Source organism: Pseudomonas sp. HOU2 (assembly GCF_040729435.1).
Classification (GTDB): domain Bacteria; phylum Pseudomonadota; class Gammaproteobacteria; order Pseudomonadales; family Pseudomonadaceae; genus Aquipseudomonas.
On sequence record NZ_CP160398.1, the window covers coordinates 4465522 to 4481975 of the forward strand.

General features: G+C 60.7%; 15 protein-coding genes. 10 read left to right on the plus strand and 5 right to left on the minus strand.

The genetic code is table 11. The features are described 5' to 3' along the window. Positions 1-24 precede the first annotated feature (24 nt). Together ABV589_RS20095 and ABV589_RS20100 are read left to right on the plus strand one after the other, a co-directional pair. Entirely contained in the window at positions 25-453 is a 429-nt protein-coding gene (locus ABV589_RS20095; RefSeq protein ID WP_367083227.1) for a hypothetical protein, read from the plus strand. Positions 454-500: 47 nt separating this feature from the next. Then, the gene (locus ABV589_RS20100; RefSeq protein WP_003221909.1) at positions 501-782 is read left to right on the plus strand and encodes an HU family DNA-binding protein; all 282 of its coding nucleotides are present in this window, start codon (positions 501-503) and stop codon (positions 780-782) included. Positions 783-975: 193 nt separating this feature from the next. Here ABV589_RS20100 and rlmF read toward each other — a convergent pair whose 3' ends face one another. From rlmF to ABV589_RS20125, 5 genes are all read right to left on the minus strand, one after another. Continuing rightward, the gene (rlmF, locus tag ABV589_RS20105) at positions 976-1995 is read right to left on the minus strand and encodes a 23S rRNA (adenine(1618)-N(6))-methyltransferase RlmF (RefSeq protein WP_367083229.1); all 1020 of its coding nucleotides are present in this window, start codon (positions 1993-1995) and stop codon (positions 976-978) included. 226 nt (positions 1996-2221) lie between these two features. Next, positions 2222-5068: a valine--tRNA ligase gene (locus ABV589_RS20110; RefSeq protein WP_329695987.1), complete on the minus strand. Its 2847-nt coding sequence runs from the start codon at positions 5066-5068 to the stop codon at positions 2222-2224. 264 nt (positions 5069-5332) lie between these two features. Beyond that, positions 5333-5719: a hypothetical protein gene (locus tag ABV589_RS20115; RefSeq protein WP_007965168.1), complete on the minus strand. Its 387-nt coding sequence runs from the start codon at positions 5717-5719 to the stop codon at positions 5333-5335. 8 nt (positions 5720-5727) lie between these two features. Then, complete coding sequence (locus ABV589_RS20120; protein WP_367083231.1) at positions 5728-6156, minus strand: DNA polymerase III subunit chi; 429 nt, start codon at positions 6154-6156, stop codon at positions 5728-5730. 60 nt (positions 6157-6216) lie between these two features. Continuing rightward, positions 6217-7707, minus strand: coding sequence for a leucyl aminopeptidase (locus ABV589_RS20125; RefSeq protein WP_027610952.1), 1491 nt, complete (start codon positions 7705-7707; stop codon positions 6217-6219). A gap of 308 nt (positions 7708-8015) precedes the next feature. Here ABV589_RS20125 and lptF point away from each other — a divergent pair, with 308 nt between their 5' ends. The 8 genes from lptF (at position 8016) to pdxJ (ending at position 16438) form a co-directional block, all read left to right on the plus strand. After that, a complete protein-coding gene (lptF, locus tag ABV589_RS20130) occupies positions 8016-9137 on the plus strand; it encodes an LPS export ABC transporter permease LptF (protein ID WP_258678562.1) in 1122 nt (373 codons plus the stop codon). Next, complete coding sequence (lptG, locus tag ABV589_RS20135; RefSeq protein WP_007965162.1) at positions 9130-10191, plus strand: LPS export ABC transporter permease LptG; 1062 nt, start codon at positions 9130-9132, stop codon at positions 10189-10191. The genes lptF and lptG overlap by 8 nt, the downstream gene beginning before the upstream one ends. A 172-nt stretch (positions 10192-10363) precedes the next feature. Then, positions 10364-12160 (plus strand): translation elongation factor 4, encoded by a 1797-nt coding sequence (lepA, locus tag ABV589_RS20140; RefSeq protein WP_007965161.1) that lies wholly within the window; start codon positions 10364-10366, stop codon positions 12158-12160. Between the two features lie 9 nt (positions 12161-12169). Then, positions 12170-13024: a signal peptidase I gene (lepB, locus tag ABV589_RS20145; RefSeq protein ID WP_025112167.1), complete on the plus strand. Its 855-nt coding sequence runs from the start codon at positions 12170-12172 to the stop codon at positions 13022-13024. Between the two features lie 183 nt (positions 13025-13207). Continuing rightward, complete coding sequence (rnc, locus tag ABV589_RS20150) at positions 13208-13897, plus strand: ribonuclease III (protein ID WP_024011703.1); 690 nt, start codon at positions 13208-13210, stop codon at positions 13895-13897. Continuing rightward, a complete protein-coding gene (era, locus tag ABV589_RS20155; protein WP_003221935.1) occupies positions 13890-14792 on the plus strand; it encodes a GTPase Era in 903 nt (300 codons plus the stop codon). The genes rnc and era overlap by 8 nt, the downstream gene beginning before the upstream one ends. 170 nt (positions 14793-14962) lie before the next feature. Next, the gene (recO, locus tag ABV589_RS20160; RefSeq protein ID WP_007965159.1) at positions 14963-15652 is read left to right on the plus strand and encodes a DNA repair protein RecO; all 690 of its coding nucleotides are present in this window, start codon (positions 14963-14965) and stop codon (positions 15650-15652) included. 39 nt (positions 15653-15691) lie between these two features. Beyond that, positions 15692-16438 carry a pyridoxine 5'-phosphate synthase gene (gene pdxJ / locus ABV589_RS20165; RefSeq protein ID WP_367083233.1) on the plus strand — a complete coding sequence of 249 codons (747 nt, stop codon included), beginning with the start codon at positions 15692-15694 and terminating at the stop codon, positions 16436-16438. Positions 16439-16454 lie beyond the last annotated feature (16 nt).

Consider the following 16454-nt stretch of genomic DNA (forward strand, 5'->3'; position numbering starts at 1 on the left):
CAGGCTCCCCCGAAAAAGCGCCCAGTGTACCGCAATCTCCATCCGAGACTCCCTGTAGGAGCTGCCGAAGGCTGCGATCTTTTGACTTTGATTTTTCAAAAACAAGATCAAAAGATCGCAGCCTTCGGCAGCTCCTACAAAAACAGGGCGCAGCAAAAAAATGTGGCCCATGGTGGCGTAATCAGGGGGTGGAAGGGCAAATCCGGGGCAAGCGCCTGTGCTTATGCAGTTTTTTACCGATTTAGAGCAATAAAGCTGACCAAATGGGTAGCTAGAGGCGGATATTTCCCCGTCTCTGTGCTAGTTTTGCCCGGTCTTACGCGAAGTCACTGCGTTAAGCGTGCAATCAGCATTTGTCAGGTCGAACCAAACCCTGATTTCGGCATCTATAACCCGACTCGTCGTGGTTATCGCCGAGGGTGCCAGATCCAGAAGATCGGGCTCGATGGCTGACACTGCACTCTGCAATCCATATGAATTTGATAGGGAAGGAACACTACATGGCTCTTACTAAAGACCAACTGATCGCCGACATCGCTGAAGCTATCGACGCGCCGAAAACCACCGCGCGTAACGCTCTGGACCAACTGGGCCAAATCGTTGCTGATCAGCTGGAAAATGGCGGCGAAATCACCTTGCCAGGTATCGGCAAGCTGAAAGTGACCGAGCGTCCTGCCCGCACTGGCCGTAACCCTTCGACTGGCGCTGCCATCGAAATCCCTGCCAAGAAAGTGATCAAGCTGGTTGTGGCCAAAGGCCTGACCGACGCTGTGAACAAGTAAGACGCAGCGAAAAAAAACCGTGCACCGGAGTGATCCGGGCACGGTTTTTTTGTGCCTGCGATTTGGCGTGGTGCTACGCCGCCCTGTAGGAGCTGACGAGTGAAACGAGGCTGCGATCTTTTGATCTTGTTTTCAAGCAGGATCAAAAGATCGTCCGATCGCGGCCCGAACGTGCCGCAGCTCCTACACAGAATCAGCGAACCCAGCGCTCGCGCCGCCAGATCTGCTGCTCGGACTTGGTCTGGAAGGTCCACGCCACGAAGCGGCTCTGTTTCTGCCCTTGCGACATCTCCACTACCTGGCTTTCCAGCACGCCGGCCTTTTTCAGGGCGGTTTCGATGGCGGGCAGGTTCGAGGCTTTCGACACCAGAGTGCTGAACCACAGCACCTTGTGCTGGAAGTTCGCGCTCTCGGCGATCAGTTGGGTCACGAAACGCGCTTCTCCGCCTTCACACCACAGCTCGGCAGACTGACCACCGAAGTTCAGCGCCGGCAGTTTGCGTTTTGGATCGGCCTTGCCCAGTGCGCGCCATTTGCGCTCGCTGCCCTTGGTCGCCTCTTCCATCGAAGCGTGGAACGGCGGGTTGCACATGGTCAGGTCAAAGCGCTCGCCCGGCTCCAGCAAGCCGATCAGGATGTGCTTGCGGTTTTCCTGCTGGCGTAGCTGGATCACCTTGTTCAGCCCGTTGGACTGGACGATGGCTCGGGCGGCAGCCACGGCGGTCGGATCGATTTCCGAACCGAGGAAGTGCCAGCGGTATTCGCTGTTACCGATCAGCGGATACACGCAGTTGGCGCCCATGCCGATGTCCAGCACGTTGACGATTGCACCACGCGGCACCTTGCCGTCGTTCATGCTCGCCAGCAAGTCCGCGAGGAAGTGCACGTAATCGGCACGGCCCGGCACCGGCGGGCAGAGGTAATCGGCCGGAATGTCCCAATGCTCGATGCCATAAAACGCCTTGAGCAGCGCCCGGTTGAACACGCGCACCGCATCGGGGCTGGCGAAGTCGATGCTTTCCTTGCCGTACGGGTTGGTGATCACGAATTTCGCCAGTTCCGGCGTGGTCTTGATCAGCGCCGGGAAGTCGTAGCGACCCTGGTGGCGATTGCGCGGGTGCAGGCTGGCCTTTTCACGCGGCTCGACGGCTTTGGCCGGGGTCGCGGCATCAGGCTTCTTGCGCGCAGGTTTGGGTGTGCGGGGGGCGTTCATGGGTGTGATCGATTCGGGTATGGCTGAAAGTGGCGGGTATTGTCCCACATCCAGCCGCTGTGAACCCCATTCCCTGTAGGAGCTGCCGCAGGCTGCGATCTTTTGATCTTGTTTTTAAAAATCCAAAGTCAAAAGATCGCAGCCTGCGGCAGCTCCTACAGGGGAGGTGTGGCGGGCACAAAAAAAGGAGGCCATTGCGGCCTCCCTCTTTGATTGCGGCTTGCCCTTACAGGCTGGAAATCCGCGCGTGCTGCTCGGCCAGCTTGCCCAAGGCCTGTTCAGCCTCGGCCAGTTTGGCGCGTTCTTTCTCGATGACTTCGGCCGGGGCCTTGTCAACGAAACCGGCGTTGGACAGCTTGCCGCCCACCCGCTGGACTTCGCCCTGCAGACGCAGGATTTCCTTGTCCAGACGTGCCAGTTCGGCGCCCTTGTCGATCAGACCGGCCATCGGCACCAGCACTTCCATCTCGCCGACCAGGGCGGTGGCGGACAGCGGTGCTTCTTCACCGGCGGCGAGTACGGTGATCGATTCCAGACGCGCCAGTTTCTTCAGCAGCGCTTCGTTCTCGGTCAGGCGACGCTGGTCTTCAGCGCTGACGTTCTTCAGGTAGATCGGCAGCGGCTTGCCCGGGCCGATGTTCATTTCGCCACGGATGTTACGCGTGCCGAGCATCAGGCCTTTGAGCCATTCGATGTCGTCTTCGGCGGCCGGATCGATGCGCTCTTCATTGGCCACCGGCCACGGTTGCAGCATGATCGTCTTGCCCTGAATGCCGGCCAGCGGCGCGATGCGCTGCCAGATTTCTTCAGTGATGAACGGCATGAACGGGTGCGCCAGACGCAGCGCCACTTCCAGCACGCGCACCAGCGTGCGACGGGTGCCGCGCTGACGCTCGACCGGTGCGTTTTCGTCCCACAGCACTGGCTTGGACAGTTCCAGGTACCAGTCGCAGTACTGGTTCCAGATGAACTCGTACAGCGCTTGCGCGGCAAGGTCGAAACGGAACTGATCCAGTTGACGGGTCACTTCGGCTTCGGTGCGCTGCAGCTGCGAGATGATCCAGCGATCCGCCAGCGACAGCTCGTAGGCTTCGCCGTTCTGGCCGCAGTCTTCGCCTTTGTCCAGAACATAGCGCGCCGCGTTCCAGATCTTGTTGCAGAAGTTGCGATAGCCTTCGACGCGGCCCATGTCGAACTTGATGTCGCGACCGGTGGACGCCAGCGAGCAGAAGGTGAAGCGCAGGGCGTCGGTGCCGTAGCTGGCGATGCCATCGGCGAACTCGTCACGGGTCTGCTTCTCGATCTTCTTCGCCAGTTTCGGCTGCATCATGCCGGAGGTGCGTTTCTGCACCAGATCTTCCAGCTCGATGCCGTCGATGATGTCCAGCGGGTCAAGGACGTTGCCCTTGGACTTGGACATCTTCTGGCCCTGGCCATCACGCACCAGACCGTGCACGTAAACGGTCTTGAACGGCACCTGCGGGGTACCGTCCTCGTTCTTGATCAGGTGCATCGTCAGCATGATCATCCGGGCAACCCAGAAGAAAATGATGTCGAAACCGGTGACCAGCACGTCGGTGGAGTGGAATTTCTTCAGGAACTCGGTCTTTTCCGGCCAGCCGAGGGTGGAGAACGTCCACAGACCCGAGCTGAACCAGGTGTCGAGCACGTCGTTGTCCTGTTGCAGCGCCACGTCCGGGCCGAGGTTGTGCTTGGCACGCACTTCGGCTTCGTCGCGACCGACGTAGACCTTGCCCGACTCGTCGTACCAGGCCGGAATCCGGTGACCCCACCACAGCTGACGGCTGATGCACCAGTCCTGGATGTCGCGCATCCACGAGAAGTACATGTTTTCGTACTGCTTGGGCACGAACTGGATGCGGCCGTCTTCAACGGCAGCAATCGCCGGCTCGGCCAGCGGTTTGGTCGACACGTACCACTGGTCGGTCAGCCACGGTTCGATCACGGTGCCGGAACGATCGCCTTTCGGCACTTTCAGGTTGTGATCGTCGACGCTGACCAGCAGGCCGGCGGCGTCGAACGCAGCGACGATCTGCTTGCGCGCTTCGAAACGCTCGAGACCGGCGTATTCGGCCGGGATCTTGCCGTCGATGCTGTCGTTCAGCGTGCCGTCGAGGTTAAACACCTGGGCGGCGGGCAGCACGTTGGCGTTCTTGTCGAAGATGTTCAGCAGCGGCAGGTTGTGGCGCTTGCCGACTTCGTAGTCGTTGAAGTCGTGGGCCGGGGTGATTTTCACGCAACCGGTGCCGAATTCAGGATCGCAGTAATCGTCGGCAATGATCGGGATGCGGCGGCCAACCAGTGGCAGCTCGACGAATTTGCCGATCAGGGCTTTGTAGCGTTCATCGTTCGGGTTAACCGCGACGGCGGAGTCGCCGAGCATGGTTTCCGGACGGGTGGTCGCGACGATCAGGAAATCGTTGCCTTCAGCGGTTTTCGCGCCGTCGGCCAGCGGGTACTTGAGGTTCCACAGGAAACCTTTCTCGTCGTGGTTTTCCACTTCGAGGTCGGAAATCGCCGTGTGCAGCTTGGTGTCCCAGTTGACCAGACGCTTGCCGCGGTAGATCAGACCGTCTTCGTGCAGGCGCACGAAGGCTTCTTTGACCGCTTCCGAGAGACCGTCGTCCATGGTGAAGCGCTCGCGGCTCCAGTCCACGGACGAACCGAGGCGGCGGATCTGACGGCTGATGTTGCCGCCGGACTGATCCTTCCACTCCCAGACTTTCTCGAGGAATTTCTCGCGGCCCAGGTCATGGCGGTTCTGGCCGGTGGCTTCGAGTTGACGCTCCACCAGCATCTGCGTGGCGATACCGGCGTGGTCGGTGCCCGGCTGCCACAGGGTGTTGCGACCCTGCATGCGGCGGAAACGGATCAGGGCGTCCATGATCGCGTTGTTGAAACCGTGACCCATGTGCAGGCTGCCGGTGACGTTCGGCGGCGGGATCATGATGGTGTAGGAATCGCCCGCGCCTTGCGGTGCGAAATAGTTCTCGGACTCCCAGGTGTTGTACCAGGAAGTTTCAATGGCGTGCGGCTGGTAGGTCTTATCCATGCGCGGCGGGACCCTATTGGCATTTATTCAGGAAAAGCCGGGAAGTATAGCGGGGCATGGGGCCGAGGGCGAGCGGGGCGGCCGGATGGAGATCTAAATGTGGTCGCGAACTCTGTGGCGAGGGAGCTTGCTCCCGCTCGGCTGCGCAGCAGTCGTAACACGGCCACGCAGGCTTCGTGGACAAAACACTGTTGAATGGTTTTGGGGGGCGCTTCGCACCCCAACGGGAGCAAGCTCCCTCGCCACAAAATACCGGGGGCCGGACTATTCGTACTGGCTGAGGAGCCGTTCCATCCGCGCCTCGAGGCGGCGTTTGATTTCGGTTTCGATGTGCGGCGCGAAGTCGTCGAGCACGTCCTGCATGATCAATTGCGCGGCGGCGCGCAGTTCGCTATCGAGGTGCAGCAGGGCGTCCGGGCCTTTATCCACAGGCGCAACAGCAGGTGCCGGGGCCGGAGCGGGTGGTGGTTCGATGGCGGGCGGCGTGGCGTCGACGGCCTCGAACAACATCGGAATCTGTTCCTGTTCGCCATCCTCGACCGTGTCGGTCAGCAGTGGCGGTTGCAGGTTGTCATCGCCGAGCAACTGGCGGATCGATTCGAGATCGTCCAGCAGGTGCGCAGGCTTTTGCAGCGGTTTTGGAGTGTCCATCGGCGTACTCAGAGTCGCTGTAAACGGTGGTCTTGCAGAGGATAGCCCTGTTCGCGGTAGAAACGGAAACTCTCCCGTGCCGCCGCGCGAATCGTCGGATCTTCCACCACCACTTCCGCCACCCGGGCGAATTTACTGGCGAAAGCCGGGACTTTCAGGTCGAGGTTGACCAGCAGGTCCTGATGCTCGCCGCAGTCAGCGCCCAGTCCCAGCACGATCAAACCATCCGGCTCGCTCTCGGCAGGGCCGTGCGGCAAGAACGTTTCGCCCTTGAACGCCCACAGGCGCGCATCGAGGTCGTCACGCTGAGCGGCATCGCTGCAATGCAGGTAGATGCGGTGGCCCATGCGCCAGGCTTTCTCGGTGAGCTTGCAGGCAAAGTCCAGGCGAGCCGAAGGGTCGGCGCTGGGCAGGATGTAGAAGTCGACTTTGGTCATTGCGGTTCCTGAGCCTTGAGCGGCGTCACCGTAGAGTGACGCCGCCCAGGTTCATCGGTTTCAGGCTTTGGCGCGGTCCAGCAGGTATTGGGTCAGCAGCGGAACCGGACGGCCGGTGGCGCCCTTGTCCTTGCCGCCGCTGGTCCACGCGGTGCCCGCGATGTCCAGGTGCGCCCAGTTGAGGTTCTTGGTGAAGCGCGACAGGAAGCACGCGGCAGTGATGGTGCCGGCCTTCGGCCCGCCAATGTTGGCGATGTCGGCGAACGGGCTGTCCAGTTGTTCCTGGTATTCGTCGAACAGCGGCAGTTGCCAGGCGCGGTCGTCAGCAGCCTTGCCGGCGCTGAGCAGTTGTTCGATCAGCTCGTCGTTGTTGCCCAGCAGGCCCGAAGTGTGGGCGCCCAGTGCAACCACACAGGCACCGGTCAGGGTGGCGATGTCGATCACTGCCTGCGGCTTGAAGCGCTCGGAGTAGGTCAGGGCGTCGCACAGCACCAGACGGCCTTCGGCGTCGGTGTTGAGGATTTCCACGGTCTGGCCGCTCATGGTGGTGACGATGTCGCCCGGACGCGAGGCATTGCCGCTCGGCATGTTTTCCGCGCAGGCGAGGATGCACACCAGGTTGATCGGCAGTTTCAGTTCGAGCACGGCACGCAGGGTACCGAACACGGAGGCCGCGCCACCCATGTCGTACTTCATTTCGTCCATGCCGGCGCCCGGCTTGAGGCTGATGCCGCCGGTGTCGAAGGTGATGCCTTTACCGACCAGCGCGTAAGGCTTCTCGGATTTCTTGCCACCGTTGTATTGCATGACGATCAGGCGTGGCGGCTGGGCGCTGCCCTGGCCGACGGCGTAGAACGAGCCCATGCCCAGGGATTTGATCTTCTTCTCGTCGAGGACTTCGACTTTCAGATCCTTGAACTCTTTGCCAAGGTTCTTCGCTTGCTCGCCGAGGAAGGTCGGGTGGCAGATGTTCGGCGGCAGGTTGCCCAGATTACGGGTGAAGGCCATGCCGTTGGCGATCGCGGTGGCGTGGTTCACGGCGCGCTGCACTTCAGCCTGAGCAGCCTTGATGGTCAGCAGGGTGATTTTCTTCAGGGCGCGCGGTTCGGCTTTCTGGCTCTTGAACTGGTCGAAGGTGTATTCGCCGTCCACCAGGGTTTCCGCCAGCAGGCGGGTCTTGCCGTAGCTGTCGCGGTTCTTGACGATGATTTCATCCAGCGCCAGCACGGCGTCGCTGCCGCCCAGGCCTTTCAGGGTGTTGAGGATGCCGGCAACGATTTTACGGAACGGACGGTCGCCCAATTCCTCATCCTTGCCCACGCCGACCAGCAGCACGCGCTCGGCCTTGAGGTTCGGCAGGCTGTGCAGCAGCAGGCTTTGACCGACCTTGCCGGCCAGATCGCCACGCTTGAGCACGGCGCTGATCGCGCCACCGCTCAACTCGTCGACCTGTCTGGCGGCCACGCCGAGTTTGCGGCCTTCGCCGACGGCAACCACCAGGGTGGCGGTTTTCAACGTTTCTGGGCTAACGCTTTTTACAACCAGTTCCATGTCCGGATCCCTGAATGAATGGTCAACACACAGGCGCTCGACGGTGTCCGCAGTCGCCTGCTTATAGATAGAAGAGGCGCAGGTCTGTGCCTGCGACGAAGGCGGCAGTTTGAACCTCGCTCACCGCGCCTGACAACCCTCGGTTGTGCGATCTTCAACGGAATCTACGCTTGGGTGAGTGTGCGCAGTGACAGGCGCCCTCAATCACAGGATAATGCCGCATCTTTTTTCGACGGCTCTGCCTTGCGGGCCGGTCGAGACGTTTGCTTGTTTGGCCGCCTTAGCCTGACAACCCTGGAGTGTCTGGTTTGATCGTCTTCCGTTATCTGTCCCGTGAAGTGATGTTGACCCTGAGCGCCGTCAGCGCCGTGCTGCTGGTCATCATCATGAGCGGTCGCTTTATCAAATACCTTGCCCAGGCCGCTGCGGGCCAACTCGATCCGGGATCGCTGTTCCTGATCATGGGTTACCGTCTGCCGGGCTTCATGCAGCTGATCCTGCCGTTGGGCCTGTTTCTCGGGATCCTGCTGGCTTACGGCCGGTTGTACCTCGAAAGCGAAATGACCGTGCTCTCGGCCACCGGCATGAGTCAGCAGCGTCTGCTGCGCATGACCCTGTTCCCGGCGACGCTGGTGGCACTGGTGGTGGCGTGGCTGAGCCTGAGTCTGGCCCCGCAAGGCGCCAACCAGTTTCAGTTGCTGCTGAACAAGCAGGACGCCCTGACCGAGTTCGATACCCTCGAGCCTGGCCGTTTTCAGGCTTTGCGTGACGGCACACGGGTGACCTACACCGAAAGCCTGACCGACGACCGCGTCAACCTCGGCGGCGTGTTCATCTCGCAGAAAAATCTCGGGGCCAATCAGAAGGACCGCGGGATTTCCGTGCTGGTGGCCGAAAAGGGCCGTCAGGAGATCCACTCGGACGGCAACCGCTACCTGATCCTGCACAATGGCTATCGCTATGACGGCAGCCCGGGTCAGGCCGATTACCGCGCGATCAAATACGACACCTACGGCGTATTGCTGCCAAAACCCGACGCCAGTGACGAAGTCACCGACCGTGACGCGATCCCGACTTCGACCCTGCTGGGCGCCGACGACGAGCGTTCCAGGGCCGAGCTGCAATGGCGAATTTCGTTGCCGTTGCTGGTCTTCATCGTGACCCTGATGGCGGTGCCGCTGTCGCGGGTCAATCCGCGTCAGGGCCGTTTCCTGAAGCTGCTGCCGGCGATTCTTCTTTATATGGCTTACCTGACTATCCTGATTGCCGCCCGCGGCGCCCTCGAAAAAGGCAAGATCCCGCCGGCCCTTGGCCTGTGGTGGGTGCACGGGATCTTCCTGGTCATCGGTCTCGGCCTGCTGTACTGGGAGCCGTTGCGCCTGAAGCTGGCCAGCCGTCGCAGCGCTGCGCTGGAGGTGGCCCGTGGTTAAACTCGACCGCTACATCGGCAGCAGCGTATTCGTGGCGATCATCGCCGTGCTGGCGATCATTCTGGGTCTGGCGACCCTGTTCGCCTTCATCGACGAGATGAGCGACGTCAGCGATACCTACACATTGACCGACGTGCTGAGCTTCGTCCTGCTCACCGCGCCGCGTCGCCTGTATGAAATGTTGCCGATGGCCGCACTGATCGGCTGTCTGATCGGCCTCGGCAGTCTGGCCAGCAGCAGCGAGCTGACCGTCATGCGTGCCGCGGGTGTGTCCATCGGACGCATCGTCTGGGCGGTCATGAAGCCAATGCTGGTGCTCATGTTGGCCGGCGTACTGATCGGCGAATACGTGGCCCCGGCCACCGAAAGCATGGCCCAGGCCAATCGCTCGCTGGCGCAAGGCAGCGGCGACGCGCAGAGCGCCAAGCACGGCATGTGGCACCGTCAGGGTGAGGAATTCATCCATATCAACGCCGTGCAACCCGACGGCCTGTTGTATGGCGTGACCCGCTATCACTTCGACAAAGAGCGTCACTTGCTCAGCTCCAGCTTCGCCAAGCGTGCGGAGTTCGACGGCAAGCGCTGGCTGCTCAGCGACGTGACCACCACGGTGTTCCACGAGCGCAGCACCGAAGTGGTGAACGCGCCGAGCGAGGAGTGGGACGTGTCGCTGAGCCCGCAATTGCTCAACACGGTGGTGATGGCGCCTGAGTCGCTGTCGATTTCCGGTCTGTGGGGCTATATCCACTATCTGGCGGACCAAGGCCTGAGCAATGGCCGTTACTGGCTGGCATTTTGGGTCAAGGTGTTGCAGCCGCTGGTCACCGCCGCGCTGGTGCTGATGGCGATCTCGTTCATCTTCGGCCCGTTGCGCTCGGTCACCCTCGGGCAGCGGGTGTTCACCGGCGTGCTGGTGGGCTTCACCTTCCGCATCGTCCAGGATCTGCTCGGCCCGTCGAGCCTGGTGTTCGGTTTCTCGCCGCTGTTCGCGGTGCTGGTGCCGGCCACGGTCTGTGCGCTGGCGGGTGTCTGGTTGCTGCGACGGGCCGGTTGATGGCCGCGTTGTTGCCAACGCTTTAACCGCGAAAACGCCTCGGTCGACAGATCGGGGCGTTTTCGTATGCAATCGGGGTGACAGGCGAACGTGACGCTTGCGCCGTGTATCAGGTACAATTCCCGGCTATTTTTCGGCGGGCCAAGCCTGCAGCCTTTTTGAGTGTTGATCCGTGAGTGATTTGAGTCATATCCGCAATTTCTCCATCATCGCCCACATTGACCATGGCAAGTCGACGCTGGCTGACCGTTTCATCCAGATGTGCGGTGGCCTGGCCGAGCGTGAAATGGAAGCCCAGGTACTGGATTCCATGGATCTGGAGCGCGAACGCGGGATCACCATCAAGGCCCACAGCGTTACCCTCTATTACAAAGCCAAAGATGGCGTCACCTACCAGCTGAACTTCATTGACACCCCGGGCCACGTCGACTTCACCTACGAAGTCAGCCGTTCCCTGGCCGCGTGTGAAGGTGCATTGCTGGTGGTCGATGCCGGTCAGGGTGTTGAAGCCCAGTCCGTGGCCAACTGCTACACCGCCATCGAGCAAGGCCTCGAAGTCATGCCGGTGCTGAACAAGATCGACCTGCCACAGGCCGAGCCGGACCGCGTCAAGGACGAGATCGAGAAGATCATCGGCATCGACGCCACCGACGCCGTCACCTGCAGCGCCAAGACCGGCCTGGGTGTCGACGAAGTGCTCGAACGTCTGGTCGCGACCATTCCTGCGCCGACCGGCAACATCGAAGATCCGCTGCAAGCGTTGATCATCGACTCCTGGTTCGACAACTACCTGGGCGTTGTCTCCCTGGTGCGCGTGCGTCATGGCCGCGTGAAGAAGGGCGACAAGATCCTGGTGAAATCCACCGGCAAGATCCACCTGGTCGACAGCGTCGGTGTATTCAACCCGAAACACACTGCCACCGCTGACCTCAAGGCCGGCGAAGTGGGCTTCATCATCGCCAGCATCAAGGACATTCACGGTGCACCGGTCGGTGACACCCTGACCCTGAGTTCGACTCCGGATGTGCCGGTTCTGCCCGGCTTCAAACGCATCCAGCCACAGGTTTATGCCGGTCTGTTCCCGGTCAGCTCCGACGACTTCGAAGACTTCCGCGAAGCGCTGCAGAAACTGACCCTGAACGACTCGTCGCTGCAGTACACCCCGGAAAGCTCCGACGCCCTGGGCTTCGGCTTCCGTTGCGGGTTCCTCGGCATGCTGCACATGGAGATCATCCAGGAGCGCCTGGAGCGCGAATACGACCTGGACCTGATCACCACCGCGCCAACGGTAATTTTCGAGCTGGTGCTGAAAACCGGTGAAACGATTTACGTCGACAACCCATCCAAGCTTCCGGATGTGTCGACAATCGAAGACATGCGCGAGCCGATCGTGCGGGCCAACATCCTGGTTCCGCAGGAACACCTGGGCAATGTCATCACCCTGTGCATCGAGAAACGCGGCGTTCAGGTCGACATGCTGTTCCTCGGCAATCAGGTCCAGGTGACCTACGACCTGCCGATGAACGAAGTGGTCCTGGACTTCTTCGACCGTCTCAAATCTACCAGCCGTGGCTATGCTTCGCTGGATTACCATTTCGATCGTTACCAATCGGCTAATCTGGTGAAACTGGACGTGCTGATCAACGGTGACAAGGTCGACGCCCTGGCGTTGATCGTGCACCGTGACAATTCGCACTTCAAAGGTCGCCAGTTGACCGAGAAGATGAAAGAACTGATTCCTCGTCAGATGTTCGACGTGGCGATCCAGGCGGCCATTGGCGGTCAGATCGTTGCCCGGACCACCGTCAAGGCACTCAGAAAGAACGTATTGGCCAAATGCTACGGCGGTGACGTAAGCCGTAAGAAAAAGCTGCTCGAAAAGCAAAAGGCCGGTAAGAAACGCATGAAGCAGGTCGGCAACGTGGAAATTCCACAAGAAGCCTTCCTTGCCGTGCTCAGGTTGGAATAGTCAGGTCCTATGTCACTAAATTTCCCGCTGTTGCTGGTCATCGCCGTGTTCGTCTGCGGCCTGTTGGCGTTGCTCGATCTGCTGTTCCTGGCGCCGCGTCGGCGTGCTGCCATTGCCTCTTATCAAGGCAGTGTCAGCCAGCCCGAGCCCGTGGTGGTCGAGAAGCTGAACAAAGAGCCGTTGCTGGTTGAATACGGCAAGTCGTTCTTTCCGGTGCTGTTCATCGTGCTGGTGCTGCGTTCGTTCCTGGTGGAACCGTTCCAGATTCCATCCGGCTCGATGAAACCGACCCTGGACGTGGGCGACTTCATTCTGGTGAACAAGTTTTCTTACGGGATCCGCCTGCCGGTGATCGACAAGAAAATCATCGAAGTCGGTGATCCGCAGCGTGGCGATGTGATGGTGTTCCGCTACCCGAGCGACCCGAACGTCAACTACATCAAGCGTGTAGTCGGCCTGCCGGGGGACACGGTGCGTTACACCGCCGACAAGCGTCTGTTGGTCAATGGCGAGTCGATTGCCGAGCAACTGGTCGGCTCCGAGCCGGGCACGCTGGGCAGCGCGGAGCTCTACAAGGAGAAACTCGGCGCTGCCGAGCACCTGATCCGCAAGGAAATGAGCCGCTACCGCGCCACGCCGGACCATACCTGGACCGTGCCGGCCGGGCACTACTTCATGATGGGCGACAACCGCGACAACTCCAACGACAGTCGCTATTGGGATGATCCGAACATTCCCAAGGATCTGCTGGGCATGGTTCCCGACCAGAATATCGTCGGCAAAGCCTTCGCTGTCTGGATGAGCTGGCCGGAACCGAAACTCAGCCACCTGCCGAATTTCTCGCGGGTTGGCCTGATCAAGTAATCAATCACGGCGCTGTTGACCACAGCGCCGAATGCATTTCTGGAGTCGACACAAATCGGCACCAGGGCATGAAGCCACGATATTCAGGACGTCATTTTTGAACACAGCGTTAATTGTCCCAGGCCTGCGCCTTACCCCGGCGATGGCAGTGGAATCCAGCCACGAACTCAGCGTGGGTAAACCGTGAGCGTTTCTCTAAGCCGTCTCGAGCGCCAGCTCGGTTACACCTTCAAGGATCAGGAGCTGATGCTGCTGGCCCTCACGCACCGCAGCTTTGCCGGGCGTAACAACGAACGCCTGGAATTCCTCGGCGATGCCATCCTCAACTTCGTCGCCGGCGAGGCGCTGTTCGATCGCTTCCCGCTGGCTCGCGAAGGCCAGTTGTCGCGTTTGCGCGCTCGTTTGGTGAAGGGTGAGACACTGGCCGTGCTGGCCCGTGGTTTCGACTTGGGCGACTACCTGCGTCTGGGCTCGGGCGAACTGAAAAGCGGTGGCTTCCGTCGCGAATCGATTCTGGCCGATGCCCTCGAAGCGCTGATCGGCGCGATCTACCTCGATGCCGGCATGGACGTCGCTCGCGAGCGCGTACTGGCCTGGCTGGCCGGTGAGTTCGAAGGCCTGACGCTGGTCGACACCAACAAGGATCCCAAGACCCGTCTGCAGGAACACCTGCAATCGCGCGGTTGCGAACTGCCACGCTATGAAGTGGTGGATATCCAGGGTGAGCCGCACTGCCGTACCTTCTTCGTCGAGTGCGAAGTGGTCTTATTGAATGAAAAAAGCCGAGGTCAGGGTGTGAGCCGTCGTATTGCCGAGCAGGTAGCGGCCGCCGCAGCACTGATTGCCCTGGGCGTGGAGAATGGCAATGACTGATACAAACGCAACTCGCTGTGGCTACGTTGCCATCGTCGGCCGTCCCAACGTCGGCAAGTCGACGCTGCTCAACCACATCCTCGGCCAGAAGCTCGCGATCACCTCGCGCAAGCCGCAGACCACCCGTCACAACATGCTCGGGATCAAGACCGAGGGTGACGTGCAGGCGATCTACGTCGACACCCCCGGCATGCACAAAGGTGGCGAAAAGGCTCTGAACCGCTACATGAACAAAACCGCTTCGGCGGCGTTGAAAGACGTCGACGTGGTGATCTTCGTGGTCGACCGCACCAAGTGGACCGAAGAAGACCAGATGGTCCTGGAGCGCGTGCAGTACGTGACCGGCCCGCTGATCGTCGCGCTGAACAAGACCGACCGCATCGAAGACAAGGCCGAGCTGATGCCGCACCTGTCGTGGTTGCAGGAACAACTGCCGAACGCACAGATCATCCCGATTTCCGCGCAGCACGGGCACAACCTCGACGCGCTGGAAAAGGTCATCGCCGATCATCTGCCGGAGAACGATCACTTCTTCCCGGAAGACCAGATCACCGACCGCAGCAGCCGTTTCCTTGCCGCCGAACTGGTGCGCGAGAAAATCATGCGCCAGATGGGCGCCGAGCTGCCGTACCAGATCACCGTCGAGATCGAAGAGTTCAAGCAGCAGGGCAAGACCCTGCACATCCACGCGCTGATCCTCGTCGAGCGTGACGGTCAGAAGAAGATCATCATTGGCGACAAGGGCGAGCGCATCAAGCGCATCGGCACCGAAGCGCGCAAGGACATGGAGCTGCTGTTCGACTCCAAGATCATGCTCAATCTGTGGGTCAAGGTGAAAGGCGGCTGGTCCGACGACGAACGTGCACTGCGTTCGCTGGGTTACGGCGACCTGTAAAAAATCTCGGTTCCTGTTTAAACCAGAGAACCCTGTGGGAGCGGGCTTGCCCGCGATGAGGATGTAATGTTCAACAGAGATGTTGAATGTGAATCCGCCATCGCGGGCAAGCCCGCTCCCACATTTGGTTTATGTTGATCTCAAGACTGCGTTTCTTCATCGAGAACTCCATGTCGCAAACCCCACCTCCCGCCCAACTCGCCTACGTCCTGCATTCGCGCGCCTACCGCGAAACCAGCGCGCTGGTCGACTTCCTCACGCCGCAAGGGCGGCTGCGGGCGGTGTTGCGCAGTGCGCGGGGCAAGGCCGGGACACTGGCGCGGCCGTTCGTGCCACTGGAAGTCGAGTTTCGTGGCAAGGGTGAACTGAAGAACGTCGGGCGCATGGAAAGTGCCGGCAACGCGACCTGGATGGTCGGTGAGGCGCTGTTCAGCGGTCTCTATCTCAACGAATTGCTGATCCGCCTGCTGCCCGCCGAAGACCCGCACCCGGCAGTGTTTGATCATTACGCTGCAACACTGCTGGCCCTGGCCGAAGGTCGCCCGCTGGAGCCGTTGTTGCGCTCGTTCGAATGGCGCCTGCTGGACGATCTCGGTTACGGCTTCTCCCTGAATACCGATATCCACAGCGAGCCGGTCGCGCCGGACGGTCTTTATCGTCTGCAAGTGGATGCCGGGCTGGAGCGCGTCTTCCTGTTGCAGCCGGGTCTGTTCAACGGCACCGAATTGCTGGCCATGGCCGAAGCCGACTGGACCGCTCCCGGCGCGCTGTCGGCGGCCAAGCGTCTGATGCGTCAGGCACTGGCCGTTCATCTGGGTGGCCGTCCCCTCGTCAGCCGCGAGCTATTTCGCAAGCCCTGATATGCTGTGCGCCGAACCTTTCCCTTCAGGAGCGCATCCGTGACCACCAGCAATCGCATTCTTCTTGGCGTGAACATCGACCACGTCGCCACCCTGCGTCAGGCCCGTGGCACACGCTACCCGGATCCGGTCAAGGCAGCGCTGGACGCGGAAGAGGCGGGCGCCGACGGCATCACCGTGCACCTGCGCGAAGACCGTCGGCACATCCAGGAGCGCGACGTGCTGTTGCTCAAGGATGTGCTGCAGACCCGCATGAACTTCGAAATGGGCGTCACCGAAGAAATGATGGCGTTCGCCGAGTGCATCCGTCCGGCGCACATCTGCCTGGTCCCGGAAACCCGTCAGGAGCTGACCACTGAAGGCGGTCTGGATGTAGCGGGGCAGGAAGAGCGCATCAAGGCAGCGGTCGAGCGTCTGTCGAAGATCGGCAGCGAAGTGTCGCTGTTCATCGATGCTGACGAACGCCAGATCGCTGCGTCGAAGCGCGTTGGCGCGCCGGCCATCGAACTGCACACCGGGCGCTATGCCGACGCTGAAACCCCGACCGAAGTCGCTGAAGAATTGAAACGTGTGGCGGACGGCGTGGCGTTTGGTCTGGCGCAGGGCCTGATCGTCAACGCCGGGCATGGCCTGCATTATCACAACGTCGAAGCCGTGGCGGCGATCAAGGGCATCAACGAACTGAACATCGGCCATGCGCTGGTGGCGCATGCGTTGTTCGTGGGGTTCAAGTCTGCGGTGTCCGAAATGAAAGCGTTGATACTTGCGGCTGCGCTTAAAGGCTAAAGATCAAAAGATCGCA

What these genes read in the sequence shown, in the direction of transcription:
- ABV589_RS20100 (WP_003221909.1), top strand. Translation starts at nt 501, where the DNA reads ATGGCTCTTACTAAAGACCAACTGATCGCCGACATCGCTGAAGCTATC.
- rlmF (WP_367083229.1), bottom strand. Translation starts at nt 1,995, where the DNA reads ATGAACGCCCCCCGCACACCCAAACCTGCGCGCAAGAAGCCTGATGCC.
- ABV589_RS20110 (WP_329695987.1), bottom strand. Translation starts at nt 5,068, where the DNA reads ATGGATAAGACCTACCAGCCGCACGCCATTGAAACTTCCTGGTACAAC.
- ABV589_RS20115 (WP_007965168.1), bottom strand. Translation starts at nt 5,719, where the DNA reads ATGGACACTCCAAAACCGCTGCAAAAGCCTGCGCACCTGCTGGACGAT.
- ABV589_RS20120 (WP_367083231.1), bottom strand. Translation starts at nt 6,156, where the DNA reads ATGACCAAAGTCGACTTCTACATCCTGCCCAGCGCCGACCCTTCGGCT.
- ABV589_RS20125 (WP_027610952.1), bottom strand. Translation starts at nt 7,707, where the DNA reads ATGGAACTGGTTGTAAAAAGCGTTAGCCCAGAAACGTTGAAAACCGCC.
- lepB (WP_025112167.1), top strand. Translation starts at nt 12,170, where the DNA reads ATGTCACTAAATTTCCCGCTGTTGCTGGTCATCGCCGTGTTCGTCTGC.
- era (WP_003221935.1), top strand. Translation starts at nt 13,890, where the DNA reads ATGACTGATACAAACGCAACTCGCTGTGGCTACGTTGCCATCGTCGGC.
- recO (WP_007965159.1), top strand. Translation starts at nt 14,963, where the DNA reads ATGTCGCAAACCCCACCTCCCGCCCAACTCGCCTACGTCCTGCATTCG.